At 53.3% G+C, this 17,866-nt stretch carries 17 protein-coding genes; 5 read left to right on the forward strand and 12 right to left on the reverse strand.

The window, feature by feature from the left end; all coding sequences use genetic code 11:
- Positions 1-81 precede the first annotated feature (81 nt).
- The 6 genes from D9N14_RS14335 to D9N14_RS14360 form a co-directional block, all read right to left on the reverse strand.
- Complete coding sequence (locus D9N14_RS14335) at positions 82-1,389, reverse strand: ISNCY family transposase (RefSeq protein ID WP_290580856.1); 1,308 nt, start codon at positions 1,387-1,389, stop codon at positions 82-84.
- 170 nt (positions 1,390-1,559) lie between these two features.
- A complete protein-coding gene (locus tag D9N14_RS14340; protein ID WP_290580858.1) occupies positions 1,560-2,426 on the reverse strand; it encodes an acyl-CoA thioesterase domain-containing protein in 867 nt (288 codons plus the stop codon).
- A 15-nt stretch (positions 2,427-2,441) separates the two neighbouring features.
- Complete coding sequence (locus D9N14_RS14345; protein ID WP_290580860.1) at positions 2,442-3,245, reverse strand: SDR family NAD(P)-dependent oxidoreductase; 804 nt, start codon at positions 3,243-3,245, stop codon at positions 2,442-2,444.
- A gap of 32 nt (positions 3,246-3,277) precedes the next feature.
- The gene (locus D9N14_RS14350) at positions 3,278-4,117 is read right to left on the reverse strand and encodes an SDR family oxidoreductase (protein WP_290580862.1); all 840 of its coding nucleotides are present in this window, start codon (positions 4,115-4,117) and stop codon (positions 3,278-3,280) included.
- Positions 4,118-4,145: 28 nt separating this feature from the next.
- A complete protein-coding gene (locus D9N14_RS14355) occupies positions 4,146-5,402 on the reverse strand; it encodes an MFS transporter (protein WP_290580864.1) in 1,257 nt (418 codons plus the stop codon).
- A 43-nt stretch (positions 5,403-5,445) separates the two neighbouring features.
- Positions 5,446-6,219 carry an enoyl-CoA hydratase/isomerase family protein gene (locus tag D9N14_RS14360; RefSeq protein ID WP_290580866.1) on the reverse strand — a complete coding sequence of 258 codons (774 nt, stop codon included), beginning with the start codon at positions 6,217-6,219 and terminating at the stop codon, positions 5,446-5,448.
- A gap of 247 nt (positions 6,220-6,466) precedes the next feature.
- On the opposite strand from D9N14_RS14360, the gene D9N14_RS14365 reads away from it, so the two are divergent.
- From D9N14_RS14365 to D9N14_RS14375, 3 genes are all read left to right on the forward strand, one after another.
- Positions 6,467-8,824 (forward strand): efflux RND transporter permease subunit, encoded by a 2,358-nt coding sequence (locus tag D9N14_RS14365; RefSeq protein WP_290580868.1) that lies wholly within the window; start codon positions 6,467-6,469, stop codon positions 8,822-8,824.
- A gap of 214 nt (positions 8,825-9,038) precedes the next feature.
- Positions 9,039-9,605: a carboxymuconolactone decarboxylase family protein gene (locus tag D9N14_RS14370; protein ID WP_290580871.1), complete on the forward strand. Its 567-nt coding sequence runs from the start codon at positions 9,039-9,041 to the stop codon at positions 9,603-9,605.
- Positions 9,606-9,673: 68 nt separating this feature from the next.
- Positions 9,674-10,507 carry a TauD/TfdA dioxygenase family protein gene (locus D9N14_RS14375; protein WP_290580873.1) on the forward strand — a complete coding sequence of 278 codons (834 nt, stop codon included), beginning with the start codon at positions 9,674-9,676 and terminating at the stop codon, positions 10,505-10,507.
- Positions 10,508-10,566: 59 nt separating this feature from the next.
- Here the strand turns inward: D9N14_RS14375 and D9N14_RS14380 are convergent, their stop codons facing one another.
- From D9N14_RS14380 to D9N14_RS14405, 6 genes are all read right to left on the reverse strand, one after another.
- Positions 10,567-10,974: a nuclear transport factor 2 family protein gene (locus tag D9N14_RS14380; protein WP_290580875.1), complete on the reverse strand. Its 408-nt coding sequence runs from the start codon at positions 10,972-10,974 to the stop codon at positions 10,567-10,569.
- A 105-nt stretch (positions 10,975-11,079) separates the two neighbouring features.
- Entirely contained in the window at positions 11,080-11,844 is a 765-nt protein-coding gene (locus D9N14_RS14385) for an SDR family NAD(P)-dependent oxidoreductase (RefSeq protein WP_290580877.1), read from the reverse strand.
- A gap of 43 nt (positions 11,845-11,887) precedes the next feature.
- Positions 11,888-12,193, reverse strand: a complete 306-nt coding sequence (locus D9N14_RS14390; RefSeq protein WP_290580879.1) for a cytochrome C oxidase subunit IV family protein — start codon at positions 12,191-12,193, stop codon at positions 11,888-11,890.
- 15 nt (positions 12,194-12,208) lie between these two features.
- Positions 12,209-12,841, reverse strand: a complete 633-nt coding sequence (locus tag D9N14_RS14395; protein WP_290580881.1) for a cytochrome c oxidase subunit 3 — start codon at positions 12,839-12,841, stop codon at positions 12,209-12,211.
- Between the two features lie 31 nt (positions 12,842-12,872).
- Entirely contained in the window at positions 12,873-13,649 is a 777-nt protein-coding gene (locus D9N14_RS14400; protein WP_290580883.1) for a hypothetical protein, read from the reverse strand.
- A complete protein-coding gene (locus tag D9N14_RS14405) occupies positions 13,646-14,374 on the reverse strand; it encodes a hypothetical protein (RefSeq protein WP_290580885.1) in 729 nt (242 codons plus the stop codon). Before D9N14_RS14405 ends, D9N14_RS14400 begins: the two co-directional genes overlap by 4 nt.
- Before the next feature lie 747 nt (positions 14,375-15,121).
- Between D9N14_RS14405 and D9N14_RS14410 the strand changes: the two genes are divergently transcribed.
- Complete coding sequence (locus D9N14_RS14410) at positions 15,122-16,924, forward strand: OmpP1/FadL family transporter (protein ID WP_290580887.1); 1,803 nt, start codon at positions 15,122-15,124, stop codon at positions 16,922-16,924.
- A 38-nt stretch (positions 16,925-16,962) separates the two neighbouring features.
- Complete coding sequence (locus tag D9N14_RS14415; RefSeq protein ID WP_290580889.1) at positions 16,963-17,829, forward strand: alpha/beta fold hydrolase; 867 nt, start codon at positions 16,963-16,965, stop codon at positions 17,827-17,829.
- Positions 17,830-17,866: the final 37 nt, after the last annotated feature.

Below are 17,866 nucleotides of genomic sequence, written 5' to 3' on the forward strand. Positions count from 1 at the left end.
TTATTCCAAATTGCGGACATGTTCCTCATAAGGAAGATATGCCTAGGGTACTAGAATCTGTGAGTGGCTTTATGGAGGGTGCTATGTAGGCCCTGTTTGACGAGCTGCCGGATTTAATTTCCTGGCCTCATGTGCCTGGCCCTTTCTACTCGGTGCATGTTGGCTGCGCTTGTAGCCAATCTCTTTCTGTTTCTCTTGGGCGTACTGTAAAACCACCCCAAGTCGTTTGTTGTTCACAATCTCGGTCGGCGTTATTTCCTGGACCTTGTCAAAGATGGAGTAGGGAAGAGGGTGTCCATCGTAGCGGATCTCGATGGTGCCATCCGGATAATCGTAGATTCTAACTTTCTTGCGCTTCAATCCCAACGTGAGGTCGTTGGGTTCCAACAGATACACCACGCGATCATATTGTACTGTGAGGCTGTTGCTAACGGTCCGTTCTACCTGCCAGGTCAGTGCATCCTCCAGGTCATCGAATTGGTTCAACGGTCGGTGCAGATCTTTATCGTTGAAGGGCACTTTGGCAAAGCGCTGGTTGAAAGCCTGCCTGAATTCCGGCAGGTATTGATTACCGGCATCGATGTCACTGATGTCCCTGAGTCGCAGTTCTTTCACCAGACGATCCTGCAGGGTTCGATTAGCCCGTTCCACCCGGCCTTTGGCTTGGGAGGTGTTGGCACAGATGATGTCAATGTTGAGGTCCTGGAGGGCTCGGCCAAACTGCGTCATGCCAGACCCGGTGGTGGGATCGGGTTTGTTGACCCGGAATATGGAGTGTTTGTCACTGTAAAACGCCACCGGTTTGCCGTAGGTTTCCAGGTAACGTTTGGTCGCTTGGAAGTAGTCGAAGGTGGTTTCACTGGGACAAAAGCGCAGTTCCATCAGCTGGCTGGTGGCATCGTCGATGAACACCAGTAGCGTGCACTTGGGAACGCGATCTTCGAACCAATAGTGATCGGAGCCATCGATTTGAATCAGCTCACCAAAACACTCCCGGCGATAGCGGGGTTGGTAAACCCGTTTCGCAGCCGCTTTGCGGGTGGTCCAGATCTCGGCTTCCACCATCCAGCTGCGCAAGGTGGAGACGGACACATGCAGGTTATGGAGTTCTGCCAGCTTCTCACAGGCCAGAGTCGGACCAAAGTCGGTGTATTGGGCTTTCACCAGGTACAGCACGTATTGCTTGAACGCATCTGGATAGCTGCGGTTACTGGGCTGGCCGCGTTTCTGGGACACCAAACCAGCGATACCCTGGTTGCGGTAGCGATTATGCAGGCGCTGGATCTGACGGATGCTGAGGTGCAATAACTCGCCAGCCTGACGTCGTGTGAGCTTGCCTTCACTGAGTTGCTGGATGACCTGGAATTTGGAGAGTTCGGGTTCTGTCATGGTATAGATCGTCACGGTTGGGCCTCCGTGTGTCTGTGCCAGGGGGGACCTGATAGACTACAAGGAGGGACATTTCTAAAAAACTAACCAGTGACATTTCTATATCATTTCTACATTCCAATTCCGCATAATATATATTATGTTAAATAGCATATCTTGCCCTCAAACCCTCACATTAGCGTAACCAACGCCCTGGCCAGCAACTTGTCACCCGCCGCGGTATCCACCAGGTGCACTTCCACAATGCTATGGTCCGTGGCTTCCCGTACCAGAGTGCATCGGGTTCGTGCCGGGCCCGCTTTGAGTTGTGACAGAAAGTGCATTTGCAGGTCCACCGCGATCCGGTGTGGGCACAGGGCTTCTGCAGCGGCCTCTACAGTGATGGCCTGTACGCCGCCATTGATGGTCCCGATGCTGTTGGCCACGTAGGGATTGTTGGCGATTTCCACGATGCCGGCTTCAGCTTCTATCACGTCGATGCCAAGGCGTTCATTGAGGAACTCCGGGTTATGGCGGTCAGCCGCTCTTTTCTTTAACTTGCCCACCCAAAGATTCGGATCGTAGCTGTCTACGCCGCTGGCCCCGGTTCTGGGGATTCTGATGAATGTTATCAGGCCTTTGGCTGCGAGGGTTGGTACGGTCCGGGCGCTACTCCGGTGATCAATGGCCTCCTGTAAGGTTGGTATGTCCGTGATGCCGTTTCCGTCATACAGGTCGGCGCTGACGAAAATGACACGTTTCCCGAGGCGCGCAGTCTTGGCATCCACCACAATCGGGCCCTGCTGTATGGGGGCAATGCGGTGTACCGAAAGGTCCTGTGTGGCTGTCCAATCCGGGCTCCACGCAGCCAGTACCGGATCGGAACCCGCTACATCGAGCATCGTCGCCAGAACGCCCAGCCTGGCACTGAGATGGTCGTCCGCCCGAATTTCCCTGCTTAAAGGCGCTGTCATAATGCAGCGTTCCGGTGTCACCAGAATGGAGTTCAGGTGTAAATCAAAACAGAAGTTGCGCTGTGGCGATTCGATTTCAGTCATATCAGTCACGTTTGCTTATCCATCCATGGCCATTCGCATTACTTTGGCCAGTAGGTTAATGGCAAAGTTGGGTGCCAGGCGGTACACCAGGCTCAACAAGCGGGAGTCTGCCCCGATGTGCAATCTGAAGGTGTTTTTCTCGATCGCCGTGACAATGCGCTGGGCCGTGATTTGGGGTGACATCCCGGGGTGGAATCGCTCGAATTTGTCGAGGGCGACCGGATGCGAGTCACAGTTCTTGGTGATGTTGGTTTTGACCGCACCGGGAAAAACCACAGTGACTCCTACGTTGGTTTGCTTCAGTTCGGCATAGAGCCCTTCGCTTAGGAGTTTTACGGCTGCTTTGCTGGCGCCGTAGATGGTTTGTTTGGGGAAGGCAAATAATCCCCCCATGCTGGATATGTTCACGATATGGGCCACCGGGCGACTCAACAGCACAGGTAGGAACACTTTTGTCATGTTGATGGCGCCGAACAGATTGACGTTGATGACTTTGTTGATCACTGCATCGTCCAGGTCGCTTACCGGAACAAAAGGATGAATGACGCCGGCGTTATTGATAATGACATCCACATGTTGGTGCTTGTGCGTTACCTCATTACAGAGTTTTTGCACTGACTCACGGCTGGATATATCGGTTTGATGCAGGCTCAGTCGGGTGCCAAGTGATCCGGCCTTGGTCTGGGTGTCATTCAGTCCATCCAGATTAATGTCAGCCGCTGCGACGATGGCATTTTTGTTCAACAGCGCCAGTACAATCTGCTGGCCTATGCCGTTGCCGCCACCGGTTACCACTACTACTTTTCCCATCAGGTCCATATACGTTGCTCTACCCTACTCTATGCGAGACCCTATTTTATACGTGCTGCGACTACACCACCGTCACACAGGATGTCGGTGCCGGTCAGGTAGCTGGCTTTATCGCTGGCACAGAACGCGAGCAGTTCCGCAATTTCCTCGACCTTTCCAAAACGCTTGAGGGCTGCGTTTTCGAGCATATCCGCAGACCCACTTTTCTCTTCCAGTCGCCCCATCTGGGTATCGAAGCTACCGGGTGACACCGACAGTATTCTTGCATTCCTGTCGCCAAACTTCCCGGCCATACGCTTGCAGTACCAGATCACAAAGGTTTTGCTGATGGCATAGGCCAGTCCGTTTCGGTACAGGGGCTTGGGCATCAGTTGGCAGGGGAACAGCAGCTTGTGGATGAATTTTGTTTGATTGGTGAAGGCCAAACGAAAGGCCCGGGTTGGAATCATGATGTTAGGCAGCAGATGCCCAGCCATGGAAGCGACATTCACCAGGGCAAAGCCTGGTCCGGCCAGGGCGAGTGCAGCCTCTGTAATATGAATGGTGCCGAGGGTGTTGACTCTCAGGATCGTCAACGGGTCCGCCATCTGAGGACTGATCCCCGCAGTATGGACCACACAGCGTAAAGTGCCCTCTCCCGCCCCTTTTTGTTCAGTCATTTTTGCTGCATCGTGAAAGAGCTGTTGCACAGCCTGCTGATCCGTAATATCACACACCCGAGTGGCGCATTGGATACCCAAGCTTTTCAGTTCGTTCGCTGCCTGGGTTAACTTTTCCTGGCTGATATCGCAAATGATCAGCTGATGATCCCGGCCCAAAATTTTAGCGCAGGCCAGGCCCATTCCGCCTGCTCCGCCGGTTATGATTGCCAGATCGCTCATGTTGGTTTCCCTATGCCACTTTGTTCATTCAGCTGGCCTGTTCCAGTTTGAGTTGATTCACATCCGGAACGGAATGCAGGCTGAGCAGCGCCAAGGCGCTCAACCCCATTAATACGGCGGTGAGGATCAGGAAGGGTTCATAGCTTTGATAGGCGTCGAATACGGCGCCTGCCCCCAGCGGGCCAAAGGCGGTACCCAGGGATAACGCCATCACCATCGCACCGTACAAAGCACCGAAGTGTTTCAGGCCAAAATACTTTGCTGCCAGATACGCGATGACATCCACTTCCGAGCCCAGCGTCAGTCCAAAAATGGCGGCAGCGATGGATTGGCTTACGGGGTTGGCGCCATCGTAAATCAACAGCGCACAGGCCACAATCGGGATCAGGAACGCAAATGCACCCACCAGATAGCCGGGAAAACGGTCCAGCAAAAATCCGGTGCCAAGGCGACCGACTATGGAGAAGATGCCGATTAATGATGCCACGCTGGCGGCGGATAAAGGATCAGCGCCGCGATCCGTAAGGATGGGGACAAAGTGCACCACGATGCCCACCGCCGTAAAGGTGAAAAACCCCGCTGCCGCGACCAGTTTATAAAGCGCCGGCGAGCGCAGGCCCTGCTGCAGGCTGACGCCCGTCAATGGTGTTGCCGGCGTGAGATCCGCATCGGTGATTTTGTTGCGTTTGCCATCCTGAGCGCCGCGAAACCCGAACAGAAGGATGGGGAACACCAGGATGAACCAGAGTCCGCCCATGGTCATATACGCCATGCGCCAGCCGAGTTTTTCAATCAGGGCTGTGGCAATGACCGGAAACACCGCCGCCGCAAAGGACGCGCCCGACAGCGTAATGGCCAGTGCCAGGCCTCTCGATGTATGAAAGCGACTGTTGACCGCACTGGTCCAGACTGTGGCCTGAACCCACAAGGTGGACACCGCCAAACAGCCCCACAGGATTATCCAGTTGGTCTTGTCGCCGGTGGCGGTACCGATCAGGGCGAAACAACCGCACATGAGGGCCGCTCCCACCAAACCCACGATGCGTGGCCCGATGCGGTCCACCAGCATGCCCATCGGGATACCGAATATGGCGCTGAAAAACGCGGCGATGGTGATGCCTGACGCGATTTGCGCCCGGCTCCATTGAAATTCAGCCTGGATGGGGGCAATAAAAGGCCCCATGGAATACACATACATGGTGGCTGTGGCATAGCCCAATCCCGCTGCGATCGGCAGAAACCAGAATCCACGCCATTCCTGCATTGCGCTCTGCGTTGAGTTCATACCGGATTTCCCTCACTGTTCATTATTATTGTTTCAGTTATCGTTATTGGCCTTTGAAGTGGCCGGGGCGCCGTTCGGTCACTGCCCGTATCCCTTCAGCAAAGTCTTCCGTTTTCTGTAGCTTGAGCTGTTCTGAGTGTTCCCGCAGGATGGCCTCCTCTACTTCCCGCGCCAGGTCGCCACGGAGCGTTTCGCGGGTGGCAAGCAATCCCAGGGGGGCGTTTTCAGCGATCTGCTGGGCGAACGCCAGCGCACAGTCCAGCAGGGAATCGTGGTCGGTCGATACCCGGTCCACCAGTCCCCACTGCAACGCTTCTTCAGCGCGGTATCGGTTACCGGAGAGGAACGCTTCAAGTGCCCGCTGCTGGCCGATGAGCCTGGGTAAAGTGTGGGTAAGCCCAAACCCGGGATGAAATCCAAGCTTGACGAAGTTGGCGGAGAAGCGGGCATTCGGAGAGGCAATCCGGAAATCGGCGGCCACGGCCAGCCCCAGACCTGCGCCAATGGCGGCCCCCTGCACTACGGCAATAATGGGTTTTTTGTTATGAAATAGCCGGACCACCTGATCGTAGAACTCCCGCAGTGGATCATCACTGTTGGCACCAAAGCCGTTTTCAGACACCAGATCGGCACCGGCGCAAAAGACCTTGCCGTCGGCCACCAGCAGAATGACCCTCACCTCCGCTGCCTGATCCACCTGTTCCAGGGCATCGGCGATGGCACTGATCAGGCCTACCGTGGCGAAATTGGAGGGTGGGTTGGCAAAGCGAATGGTCGCAATAGGCCCACTGATTCCGATATCCAGGGTATGGCTCATGGTGTTAATCCTTATCCGGCGATAGTTAATTATCTTGTTGTATTTAAACGTTATATTTGTATTTCAGAGGCGTGTCCAAGCACCCATCTGACGGAGAAAATTCGGCGTGTCAGGGTGGGTTCCCCAACGCGAATGAAACTCAGCCATATATTACATAATAATCAACAGTTGTGTTTATTAATATAGCGGTGTTATCGTAATTTGATTCATAAAAATAATATACCCCGTGAGGGGCGGAATTAGTCGGATGCCATCATTAATCAATGTGTTGATTCGTTTTCGCTGGTTGTTTTTTCTGGGTTCGCTGTTGTTGTTGGGCTTTGCCATGGCCGGCTTCCAACACTTCAAGTTTGACGGCTCGCCCCGCGCTTTTTTCTCGTCAGACAACCCTTCCTATGCCCGCTTTGAAGCGCTGGAGGAAACCTATGGCAGCGATTTGAAGATATTCCTGATGTTGTCTGCCAGTGAGGGCAGCATCATGGACCCCAACAGCCTGCAGGCGATTCAGGAGCTGACCGATAAGGCGTGGGAGTTACCCTATGTGCGCCGGGTGGATTCCCTGAGCAACTATCAGTACACCTACAGCTATGATGACGAGCTGTTTGTCGAGGACATCTTCGGCGAACCCGTGATGGAAGATCCTCAGTTGCTGGCGGAACGCCAGGCGGTAGCACTGCGGGAGCTGGATATTGTTAACCGCCTGGTATCCAGGGATGGAAAGCACGCGGCCGTGATCTTGTCTCTGACCCTGACATCGGAGCAGACGCAAACCGGCGAAGGCGCTGATCTTCTGCGTCGCAGTATCGAATTGTATGAATCCATAGAACAGAAGTATCCCAATATCGAGATCGCCGCCACCGGCAGTCTGTTAAGTACGGTCTACAGCTCGGAAGTGGCCCGTAAGGATATGACGTTCATGATTCCTGTGATGTTTGGCCTTATGTTCCTGGTGCTGGGGTTGCTCTTGCGCAGTGTCTCCACCGTATTGGTGTCGTTCGGGGTGGCATTTTTTTCCGCTGTGGGGGCTTTGGGGATCGCGTCCTGGTTGGGTATTACCTTTTCGGTATTGTCGGTGAATGCGGTGATCATCAGTATCACGGTGGCGGTTGCGCACTGTATTCATATATTCACCCAGCTGTTCAAGGAGCTGCAAACCCAGGATAAGCTACAGGCTATTGCCTCCAGCCTGCGCATCAACTTCTTTGCCGTAACCGTAACCACACTGACCACCTTGATTGGGTTTTTGAGCCTGAACACCAATGATCTGCCACCGGCGGCGGATCTGGGTAATGCTGCGGCCATTGGTTCGGCCATGGCCTGGCTGTTGTCGTTGACCATGTTGCCGGCATTGGTGATGCTGCTGCCGTTCAAAGCGCACCAGACCAGCGAGTTTGTGATCGACCGGGTCATGGATCGACTGGCGGACCTGCTGATCCGGCGCAAGTATCTGGTGTTGTTGTTCATGTCAGCTTTATCCGTACTTATGGTGGGCCTGAGCTTCATGAACGACCTCAATGACCGCCTGACGGAAACCCTGCATAAACCCCATGTTTTTCGCAGCGATACCAGCCTCATTGATGAGCACTTTGGTGCGCTGTATATCAATAACTTCGACGTGGACTCAGGCGCGGAAAACGGCATTTTTGACCCCGGATATCTGAAAAAGCTCGATGAGTTCGCCGAGTTTCTGCGGCAGCAACCGGAGGTCAACGCGGTTCATACCTTTTCAGATGTCATAAAGAATCTGAATAAAAGCATGCACAACGACGACCCGGCCTATTATCGAATCCCGGATGATCGTCAGCTGATTGCGCAATACGTGTTGATGTACGAAATGTCATTACCCTTCGGGTTGGATCTGGGGGCGCAGGTGACACCGGATCGACGGCGTACGCTGCTGTCGGCCAGCATGCCTTCACTTGATACCAAAACCGACATCGCGCTGGATGAACGCATCTGGGAGTGGGAGCAACAAAACCTGCCGCCACACATGCAGGCACGCAACAGCGCCATCTCCACGATCTGGTCCAATCTGACCATTCACAGTCTGACCAACTCGCTGGAGGGGTCCGCCATAGCGCTGGTCCTGATTTCCATGGTGATGCTGTTGCTGCTGCGCTCTTTGCGCTATGGGCTCATCAGTTTGATTCCGAATATTGTTCCGGCCACGTTCGGGTTTGGAATCTGGTATTTATATTCCGGCAGCGTGGGCTTGGGTCTTACCTGCGTCGCCATTATCACCATCGGCATTGTGGTGGATGATACGGTGCATTTTTTGGTGAAGTATCAAAAGGCACTCAAGGATCACCTGGGTGATGCCGAGCAGGCCATTCGCACCACCTTCCGCCAGGTGGGTTCCGCCTTGTTCATGACCACCGCGGTATTGGCCAGTGGATTTGGTGTGCTTGGCACCTCAAAGATTATTATTAACAGCGCTCTGGGTCAGGTAACCGCTGTTATTCTGGTTGCGGCGTTCGTTCTGGATGTGGTTCTGCTGCCTGTCATTCTGCTGATCGTGGATCGCAATCGTAAGTCAGAGTACCAGCATGCAAGCGAAGATTCAGCCGATTCACCCGTAGAGGCCTCGCCCTTGCAGGCTGCTTAAAGGCGTTTTTTCAGGGGCGAACCAGAGCTGTTCAACCAGTTGAAATGCGCAAGGGAATAACCGGTTGTTCACCGGATTTTCAGCTTTATTATTATAGTACCGGGTGGTACTATTAATAAAAACAGACTTCATCAGGTACGAGCAGAATACCCCTATGCAGAATGAGTCCTCACCCCGAATTCCTCCGTTGTTACCTTCAGACTGGAGCCCGGACATGCACGATGCAGTCAGCGCCTTTCCAGCCGGGCGCGACTTTATTCTGAATAATTGGGAGGCTGGAGAGGCCCGTGGCATGAATGGTGTGGGTGCCATGTTGAACCACCCTGCCCTGGCAAAAGCCTTCCTGACGTTCAACAACCACATAGCGAAAGACAACAAACTGTCCAAGCGTATCTGTGAGCTGTTGATCCTGCGGGTGAGCTGGTTGCGCCAGTCCGAATATGAATTTCAACAACATGTGGTCCTGGGATTGCGGGCCGGCCTGACGGAGGCGGAAATTGCCGCTATCCAGGATGGTCCCGAAGCCACCACCTGGAATGAGGTGGACGCCAACCTGTTGCGCGCGGCCGATGATCTGGTTCGTGATGCCTGTGTGAATTCGACCACCTGGAGTGCCCTCAGCGATGAGTTTACCACCGAGCAAATGATCGACATCGTATTCACGGTTGGGTGTTACGAGGTGTTGGCAATGGCATTTAAATCTTTTGGTGTGCCCTTTGAGGCCTGTCTGGATCCAATGGCGCCGGAAGTCAGAGCGAGAATGTTCAGTACGTCATCCTGATCCAAGTACCAGAGCTTCTGCTTTGCACAAAGAATGTGTACCAGTGAAAATAAAGAAGGATTGCAATTATGTCAGCCGTTATCCAAGAAAAATTGAAGTCATCAGAAATCAGTCCCTTTATCGGCAGCCAGGTTCACCTCAGTAAGGATGAGTTGCTCAGTGGTGAGCATGCATCGGACCTGCGGGATCTTCTGGAACAGCGCGGCGTTCTGGTTTTTCCCAAAATCAACTTTACCGATGAGGAACAAATCCAGTTCACCGAAACCCTCGGGAATCTGGCACCAGAGATGGCGGGCGAGCCTACCTATAAGGTCACTCTGGATACCAAGGCCAATTCAAGAGCCGATTATTTGAAGGGGTCCATGTATTGGCACCTGGACGGGACCATGAATGAAGTACCCATTCTGGCATCCATCCTGAGTGGCAAGGTGTTGGCGCCCACCGGTGGCAATACGGAGTTCTGCAATACTTATGCAGCCTGGGAGCAGCTCTCGGATGAAGACAAAGAACAGTTTGAAACCATGAAAGTCATGCACTCGGCCTGGACTTCCCTATTCTATTACGATCCTGAGCCGAGCCTGGCGAAAACCAAGGAAATGATGTCCATCGGCGAGCGCGTGCTGCCTTTGGTATGGAAGCACCGGTCAGGGCGCAAATCGCTGGTAATTGGTTGTACCGCCCATCATGTGGAAGGCTTGAGTGCCCGGGACAGCACCCAGTTGTTGGTACGTTTGCGTGAATGGGCCACCCAGCCCCAGTTTGTGTACAGCCATAAATGGTCAGTGGGTGACTGTGTAATCTGGGATAACACCGGCACCATGCATCGCGCTACACCTTACGATCCCAACAGCGGTCGTCTGATGATTCGGACCAAGTTGCAAGGTGAAGAACCTTTCGCCTGATAAACCGCGCATTGGAACCCCGGAGTTATGCTCGGGGTTTCAATGCGGTTCCGCCTGGGCTATTGGGACGCCAGGTCAGCGATTTGCTTCGTATCAAAGTAAAACGCCGTTATCTTCACCACCTTCTCATTTTTGATTTCCCACACCGCCACATAAGGCTGCGACACTGCTTTTCCGTTGCTCTTGATCTTTGCGTTCAAATGGGAAAGATAGATGACCTTGTCCTCCGTTGGCACCATTTCACCCGGTGTAAAGCTCAGCTCCGTCCAGAAGCCCAAGGCGGCCAACCCTTCCCGATAGCCGTCCCAGCCGTGAAAGGTTTTACCGTATGGCAGGCCTTCCGGCATGATCATTTCCAGATTGTCATCCACAAAAGGGCGCACGATGTCCCAGTTGCCTTTGATGCCATTGGCCGCCATGGTTTGCAGGATTTCCAGATTGCGTTGTTGTTTAGGTGAAAGGCTCATTGCACTACCATCGTTACTGTGAGTTTCTGTTGCACTGGCGGCGCAGCAAAACCATGCTGCGCACAGTGAGAGGATAAAATTGTGTCTGACGCGGGAAAGCATGGGTCAGTCGCCGGCGTTGATGGCATCGGGCGACAGGTATTTGGTGCTGGACCAACCACCATCCACCACTATGGTCTGGCCATTGATGAATTCGGAACCCTTCGAGCATAAAAATGCGATGGTGCTGGCCACATCCTCGGTCTCCCCCAATCTGGGATAGGGGGTCATGTCCACCTGCATCCGTCGGAATCCCTTGTCATTGAAACGCTCGCGCACCATATCGGTCATGGTCACTCCGGGAGCAACACAGTTGGAACGAATCCCTTGTGGTCCATATTCACAGGCCATATGTTGTGTCAGCGAAGTCAATCCCCCTTTGGCAGCGGAATAGGCTCCCCCCCGGCGCCCCCCAATCACTGCGAATGTGGAAGTTACATTGACAATGGCGGAGCCCGGTTTCATGTGCACAATCACATCGCGGGCCAGCCGAAAAGGGGCGCGCAGCATGATGCCAAGAAAATGATCCAGGGTGGCGTCGTCGGTTTCATGCAGCGGTTTTGGGCTGCCAATCCCGGCGTTGTTTACCAGGTAGTTAATCTGGCCGAAGCGTTCCAATGTCGCTGTGACAATGGTTTGGGGTGCGTCATCGGTGGTGATGTCCACCGACAGGGTCAGTAGTCGTTCAGGATCGTTGATTTCCTTTTCCAGGTTCGCCAGTTTGTTTTGATCACGGCCCACACCCACAATGGCCATGCCATTTTGGTGCAGCATTTTGGCCGTCTCCAGCCCGATACCACTACCGGCTCCGGTGATGATCGCTACTTCCATCGGTTGTCCTCCACTTCGTGTTCCGGGTGTTCTACCCGGATGTTTAAGCAAATCGATACAGTCCAAGCACAATAATTGCGACAGACAGTAACCATGCGTCACAGGTCCAGCGCAGCCATCGAGGGCATGCTTTGACTTCCATAAAATGCCAGATCACCAATCGCATTTTAATGATCGCAATGGCGATGATGATACTGGTGGTGGTAAAGCGCTCCTGTGCGAGTGCGCCTTCCATTATCCGGTGCGCACTGCCACCCAGCCACCAGGATGCCAGGGTGGTGGCGACCAGGAAGGCCCAGACGTGGGTTAGCCGATTCTGAAACAGGCTGAGATTGCGAAATGGATTCATGGGTGCCCTTTCCTCTCACATTAAATACAGTAAGGCAAAGATAATAATCCAAAGCAGGTCAACCATATGCCAGTACACGGCGCCCGCTTCCACCATGGCTAAGTTACCCGCTGTGGCTTTTTTTAACTCAAGATAAACCAGGGTCAGAATGACAAGGCCAAGGGATACGTGCATAAAATGCAGCCCGGTAAACATGAAGTAATAAATAAAGAACTGACCGCTCATTACCGGCAGCCCGGCCTCAATTTTGACATACCACTCCGCCGCTTTAATCAGCAGAAAGCAGACTCCCAATGTGCCCCCCATCAGCAATAATTGCCGGGCCTGGGTGTGCTGCTGCTTGCGTGTGGCTTTAAGACACAAGGCTACCAGCAGCGAGCTGGTGAGCAACAGTACGGTGTTGAATGCACCCAGATCCTGACTCAGGGAGAGTTGGCCTTGCAGGAAGGCCATGGGCTCCTGTGCCCGATCGTAGGCGTAGCAGGCAAAATAGCACGTAAAAATCCAGAGGTCGCCCACAACGAAGAACCACATAGCGGCCTGACCGGGTACACGGGCAATGGGTTTGTCGGGAGCGCTGCCGGATGGCCCCTGAAGATGCTCTGTGAATTGAGAGGCTTGTTCGTAGGTGAAGCTGCTGTTGCTCATAATGGATAGCTACCTGATTCGTTACGCTGCACTACAGCTCATTAGGTCGCATGGGCAAACCGAGTTCTTCAATGGGCTGTTCTTTGATGGCTTTGAACAGGTAGAACGTAAGACAGGTTTGCCAGGCAACCCAGATGATCGTTCCTTGGTAGAACGCCAGTAGACCATCCCAGGCGAAAGGCCCGGTCTGGGTAATGAAGACCGGCGCTGCCACCAACTCTGTCACCAGAGTCCAGATGCTGAAGTATGCCAACCACTTGGGAAACAGCTGCCGCTTATCCAGAAAAACCGCGATCGCAAACAGGGTGTATTGGATGATGAAGCACCCCAGTGAGCCCACGAAACACAGGAACCCCAATTCGTACAACATGACCTGGATATGCGCATCGTATTCAGGCCGAAACGCTCCCAGGGCGAACATGTATCCGGGGAACAGGCAACCCGGTAAGCCTCCGACGCCCAGAACGGCGATATATCCGTAGCGTAGCACTGGGCTGACCCCTTCCATTCTTTTCATTTGCGTCAGCATGAGGCCAGAGTTCAAGGCATAGATGCCCAGTGACATTGCCAACAGAACCACAGCGATGGACAGGTAAGGCGAGGTCATGAATGCCACGATATCGGCAGTGGCCATGGCTGGTGTGGGTGGGGGCATTATGCGCCCGAAGATCACGAAGATGATCCCGAATAAAACATAGAATACGGGGATAGACCAAAAGCAGATCCATTGATCCAGTTTTGGGTTGCTCAGCATTCGGGGTTTACTCAGGTCGATGCCCGGCGATGCGGGAACCGCTGCGCTGTTCATGCGGCTTGCTCCTGCCAGGTTTGTGGATGTGTGCTGGATTCAGTGGCCTGCCGGATGACGGCTGCACGGGTAACGATAAACATGACGGCAACGTAGCAGACATAGGTTGTCATGTGCAGCCAGAAACTGATGGCGCCATCCCAGGCCAGGGGGCCGGTTTTATAAATGAGCGCACAGGCACTGGGGGCCACCAGCAGCGCCGTTACGATATTAAAATGGGCGACCCATCGGGGGAATACCGGTTGCGCACTTTTGTCGAACAGAATGGCCATGGCCAGACAGAAATTCTGCACAATGAAAAAACCTACCGGTGTGATAAACGCGAACCAGGCCAGGTCGTTCAATAGCATGGTCAGCTGGGGATCGCGATCCGGGCGAAACGCTGCATTCAGCCATGCCAGATCTGCCAGGGCGAACATCGTGCCACCGTTCACCACTGCGATAAGGTACGAGTAAGAGAATACCCGGCTGGCATGCACCATTCTCATCATCTGCACGATGATCACCATATAGAAAGGCACCAGAGACAACCCGATGATGTTGCAAAGGATCATGCTGGAGCGAATGCTTGCGAGATTGTCTTGATAGAAGGTAGCTACCTCTTCGGCAGTCATGGTGGGTGACATGGGAGGAAAGAAACCATTGGCGTTCCAGAAGGCAAACAGAAATGCCAGGCCGAAAAATGGCACTAGCCACAAACAGATGAGTTGATCTTTGGTTTGCATGGGGCCACTTTCCTCATTGGGAATTCAGGCACGCTGTGTTGCTGTTCTTGGCATAGTTGCTTTTGCGGGTTCAGCGATTAAGGCTGGTTGCTTAGATGAACCGCCAACATGCGAATTGCGTGGCCTGATTTTATTATGGTTATGACAACCTTCTCAGGTGTTTTGCGCTGCCTGGATATGCTTCCTTGGCGCGTTGGTCTACAACAGTAAACCAACGCTGTTCTGTTTACAATAATTCCACTGCACCGATCTTTGTAGGCTTCAACATACCGAACGAACGAGGTTAAAAAGCCTCGCAATTGGATGCGAACCCAGCGTTGGCTCGACCCCTTTTTAGGATTCTGATTGGGGTGTGAGTAGTGCTTTGATGTCGTCCAGACAGAGAACCAAAATGCTTTCGTTTTGACGTTACAAATTTCATACATTGTAAGAGCCGGTTGTGCCCAGGACCCCAAGCATGATTTAAAAATGAAGGGCGCCTTCCAAGCCCCTGATTTTAACCCCATCGATGTCTTCAATAGGCTGAAAAACCGGACAATATGTTCAAGATAATGAACCGGATTGTGGGTGATTCAACATATGAAATGTTGATCGAAAAAATTAATCTGATTGAGTTGATTATGCGGCTTTGGTCTATTGCTACTGCCTCCCCAATCAGATAGATTGAATTGAAACAAGTCAGCTCGACATGGATTTTTGGTTTGCCGGTTTAGCTGTTCAATAAAAACAATTACAAAGAAAATTCCCATGAAGTACGAAACTGGTTTAACTACTTACCCAAGTAAAAAGTATGCGAAGTTAAAGCCCGGTCTTTTTCTGGGAGCGTTGGGTTTTTCCCAATTGGCGCTGGCTTCGTTCACTGACAGTATCACCATCGGAAATCCCAAAGCACTGGCCCTGGGTCATGCTGTGACTGCTGATCCACCCGACATTGATTCCATTCATTTTAATCCCGCTGGATTGACCCGCTTGAAAGGTCGACAGATGTTCCTAAAAGGGATAGTCGGCGTGTTCTCTACCGAAATGGAACTAGGCGAATACGGGGACTACACCACTGACCTGATTGAAAATTATCGCGCCCAATACGATGACGCCTATCGGGATGACAACGGAAACTACCTTTATGGCAAGCGGCCTTACGACGAATACGCGTATGACCCGGTGTTAAACACAAAGAGTGAGTCGGAAGGTGGGCCCACGCTAATGTTGCCGGGCGGCATGGTGGATCTGCCCATTGGGGCCGGGGTTGCCGGTGGAGCATCCTACAACCCACCAGGAAGTCGTTTCACCTTCGGTACAAATGTGTACGCACCGTTGATGAACGGTTTCCACCGTTCCGATGACGACCCGGGCCGGTTTGCTCAACAGCGGGTTGCCTTCACACTCATTACCTACTTCTCCCCCACCATTGCCTACGAGTTTTCAGATGAACTCTCCATGGGCGTCTCCATCAACTTCAACTATTCCGGTATGGGGATGGAATTGCCCATCCGGGAGCCGCACGAAGCCATCTTCTTATTGGGGTCACCCACCATTACCGGTATTCCCGGTGAAAACCCGGGTGATCCCATGGAGCGTGAAGGTTTTTGCGAGATCGGTGAAGATGGCACCTTTGTACCCAATAGCCTGGGCATTGATGTCTGTACCACTGAAGTGCCACCCTATACTCAATTCGGTGAGCTGAGGTTTGAAGTGGATCAGAACATTGTGCTGGGTTACAACTTCGGTTTGCTGTGGGAACCCCAGCCCTGGTTGTCCTTCGGACTTTCCTATAACTCCGCTGTGGACGTGGAGATGGACGGTGAGTTCGCTTTCCCGATTCACGATCCTTTCAAGACTTTTTTGATTAACCTTCAGAGCAGCCCCGGTTGGGAGGAAGTGGTGGTCAATGGTCTGGGCGCCCTGGGCGTGAAACTACCCACCGCTGAGCAGACGGCGGTAGACGCTGAAGGCCCGCTCACCGTTTCATACCAGGTGCCACAACGCTGGAATGTCGGTATGAGCCTGCAGGTGACCCCCAATTGGAAAGTGAACGTGGATTATCGTTGGACGGAATGGTCCGCATTCAGTGACATCAACCTGAAGTTCGGTATCGACGTTCCCCTGCTGATGTGGGGCAGTGTGGCCGATCAGGTGGCTAACGGTGCCAGGAATGGCATCAGTCCGGATGAAGTGGCCTACAAACTGGGATTGCAGGATGTGGGCTATTGGGGGTTTGGTACCGAGTATCGCTACAGTCAGAACCTGGTGTTACGTGCGGGATTTGAAGATCGGCCGTCTGCGGTGCCTGACGATGCCCCAAATGCCTTCATTCCAATGAACGACGCCAAGTTGTATTCCGTGGGCTTTGGTTATGACCTGCCGGAACAGCGGCACATCGATTTTGCCTTCGGTTATATGAAATCCGAAACCCACTTCCCACCTTGTAGCGCTCAGTTGGGTAATGCCTGCAATCCTTACAACGTGGTGTACCCGGTTTATACTGGTCAGGATATCAAGACTAAAGTCGAAGTGATGTTGTTCGAATTGGGTTTCAGTCAGCACTTCTAGAGCCGGGCCGGACAGCAGCGAAAGCAGTAGGAGTACATATGGAGCTACCGGCGTTATCGTTGCATGACGCGCCTGAGTGGCTGTTGGAAAATATTCAGCAGCCGGGGCAATCGGTATATACCCAGGTGGACGACCATCGGGTACATATGCTGACCTGGAACTGGCAACGCACGGATCTGCCCGTGTTATTGTTGATCCATGGCTTTGGCGCGCACGCTCATTGGTGGAGTTTTCTGGCGCCCTTTTTTCTGCCGAACTATCGCGTTGCTGCCATAGACCTGCCAGGGTTTGGTGACAGTGAGCCACCGCGGCAATACGTGGATGATGGCTTCGCCCGCGCCATAATTGCCTGCATCGAACACAATCATCTGGCTCCGGTGTGCATTGTCGGCCACAGTTTTGGTGGTGCCCAGGCCATACGCGCCATGGGGATGGCGCCGCAGCGTTTCAGTCATGGGATTGTGGTGGATTCCAATGTGAGGCTGCCACCGGAACCACTCATCCGGCGCCTGGTGCCCAAAGGGCAACACAAACTCAGCGAATCCCGTGAAGCCTGTATGGCCCGCTTCCGCCTGGTGCCCCCGCAACCCGATTATCACCCTGCCCTGGTGCGTTACATCGCCTATCATTCCTGCGCGCAAAGCGCCCAAGGCTGGCATTGGAAAGCGGACCCTAACATCGTTAATGTGGGTGAAATCGAAGATGCGGACATCCTCCGTGCTGCCGCTGTGCACATCGACATGATTTATGGGGAGAACAGCTTCCTGAATGTCGATGATAAACCGGCCCGGGTCTTAGCCCATTTCCCCCAGGCTGGTCAGCTCATCATTATTCCCGCGGCGGGTCACCACCTTATGGTGGATCACCCACTTCGGCTGGTGGCGGCGATCCAATCGCTTTTATAAACATTTTCAATGGGTTGAATCGCTTTGCCGGGAAAGG

The organism is Ketobacter sp. (assembly GCF_003671495.1).
In the GTDB taxonomy this organism is placed as follows: Bacteria; Pseudomonadota; Gammaproteobacteria; order Pseudomonadales; family Ketobacteraceae; genus Ketobacter.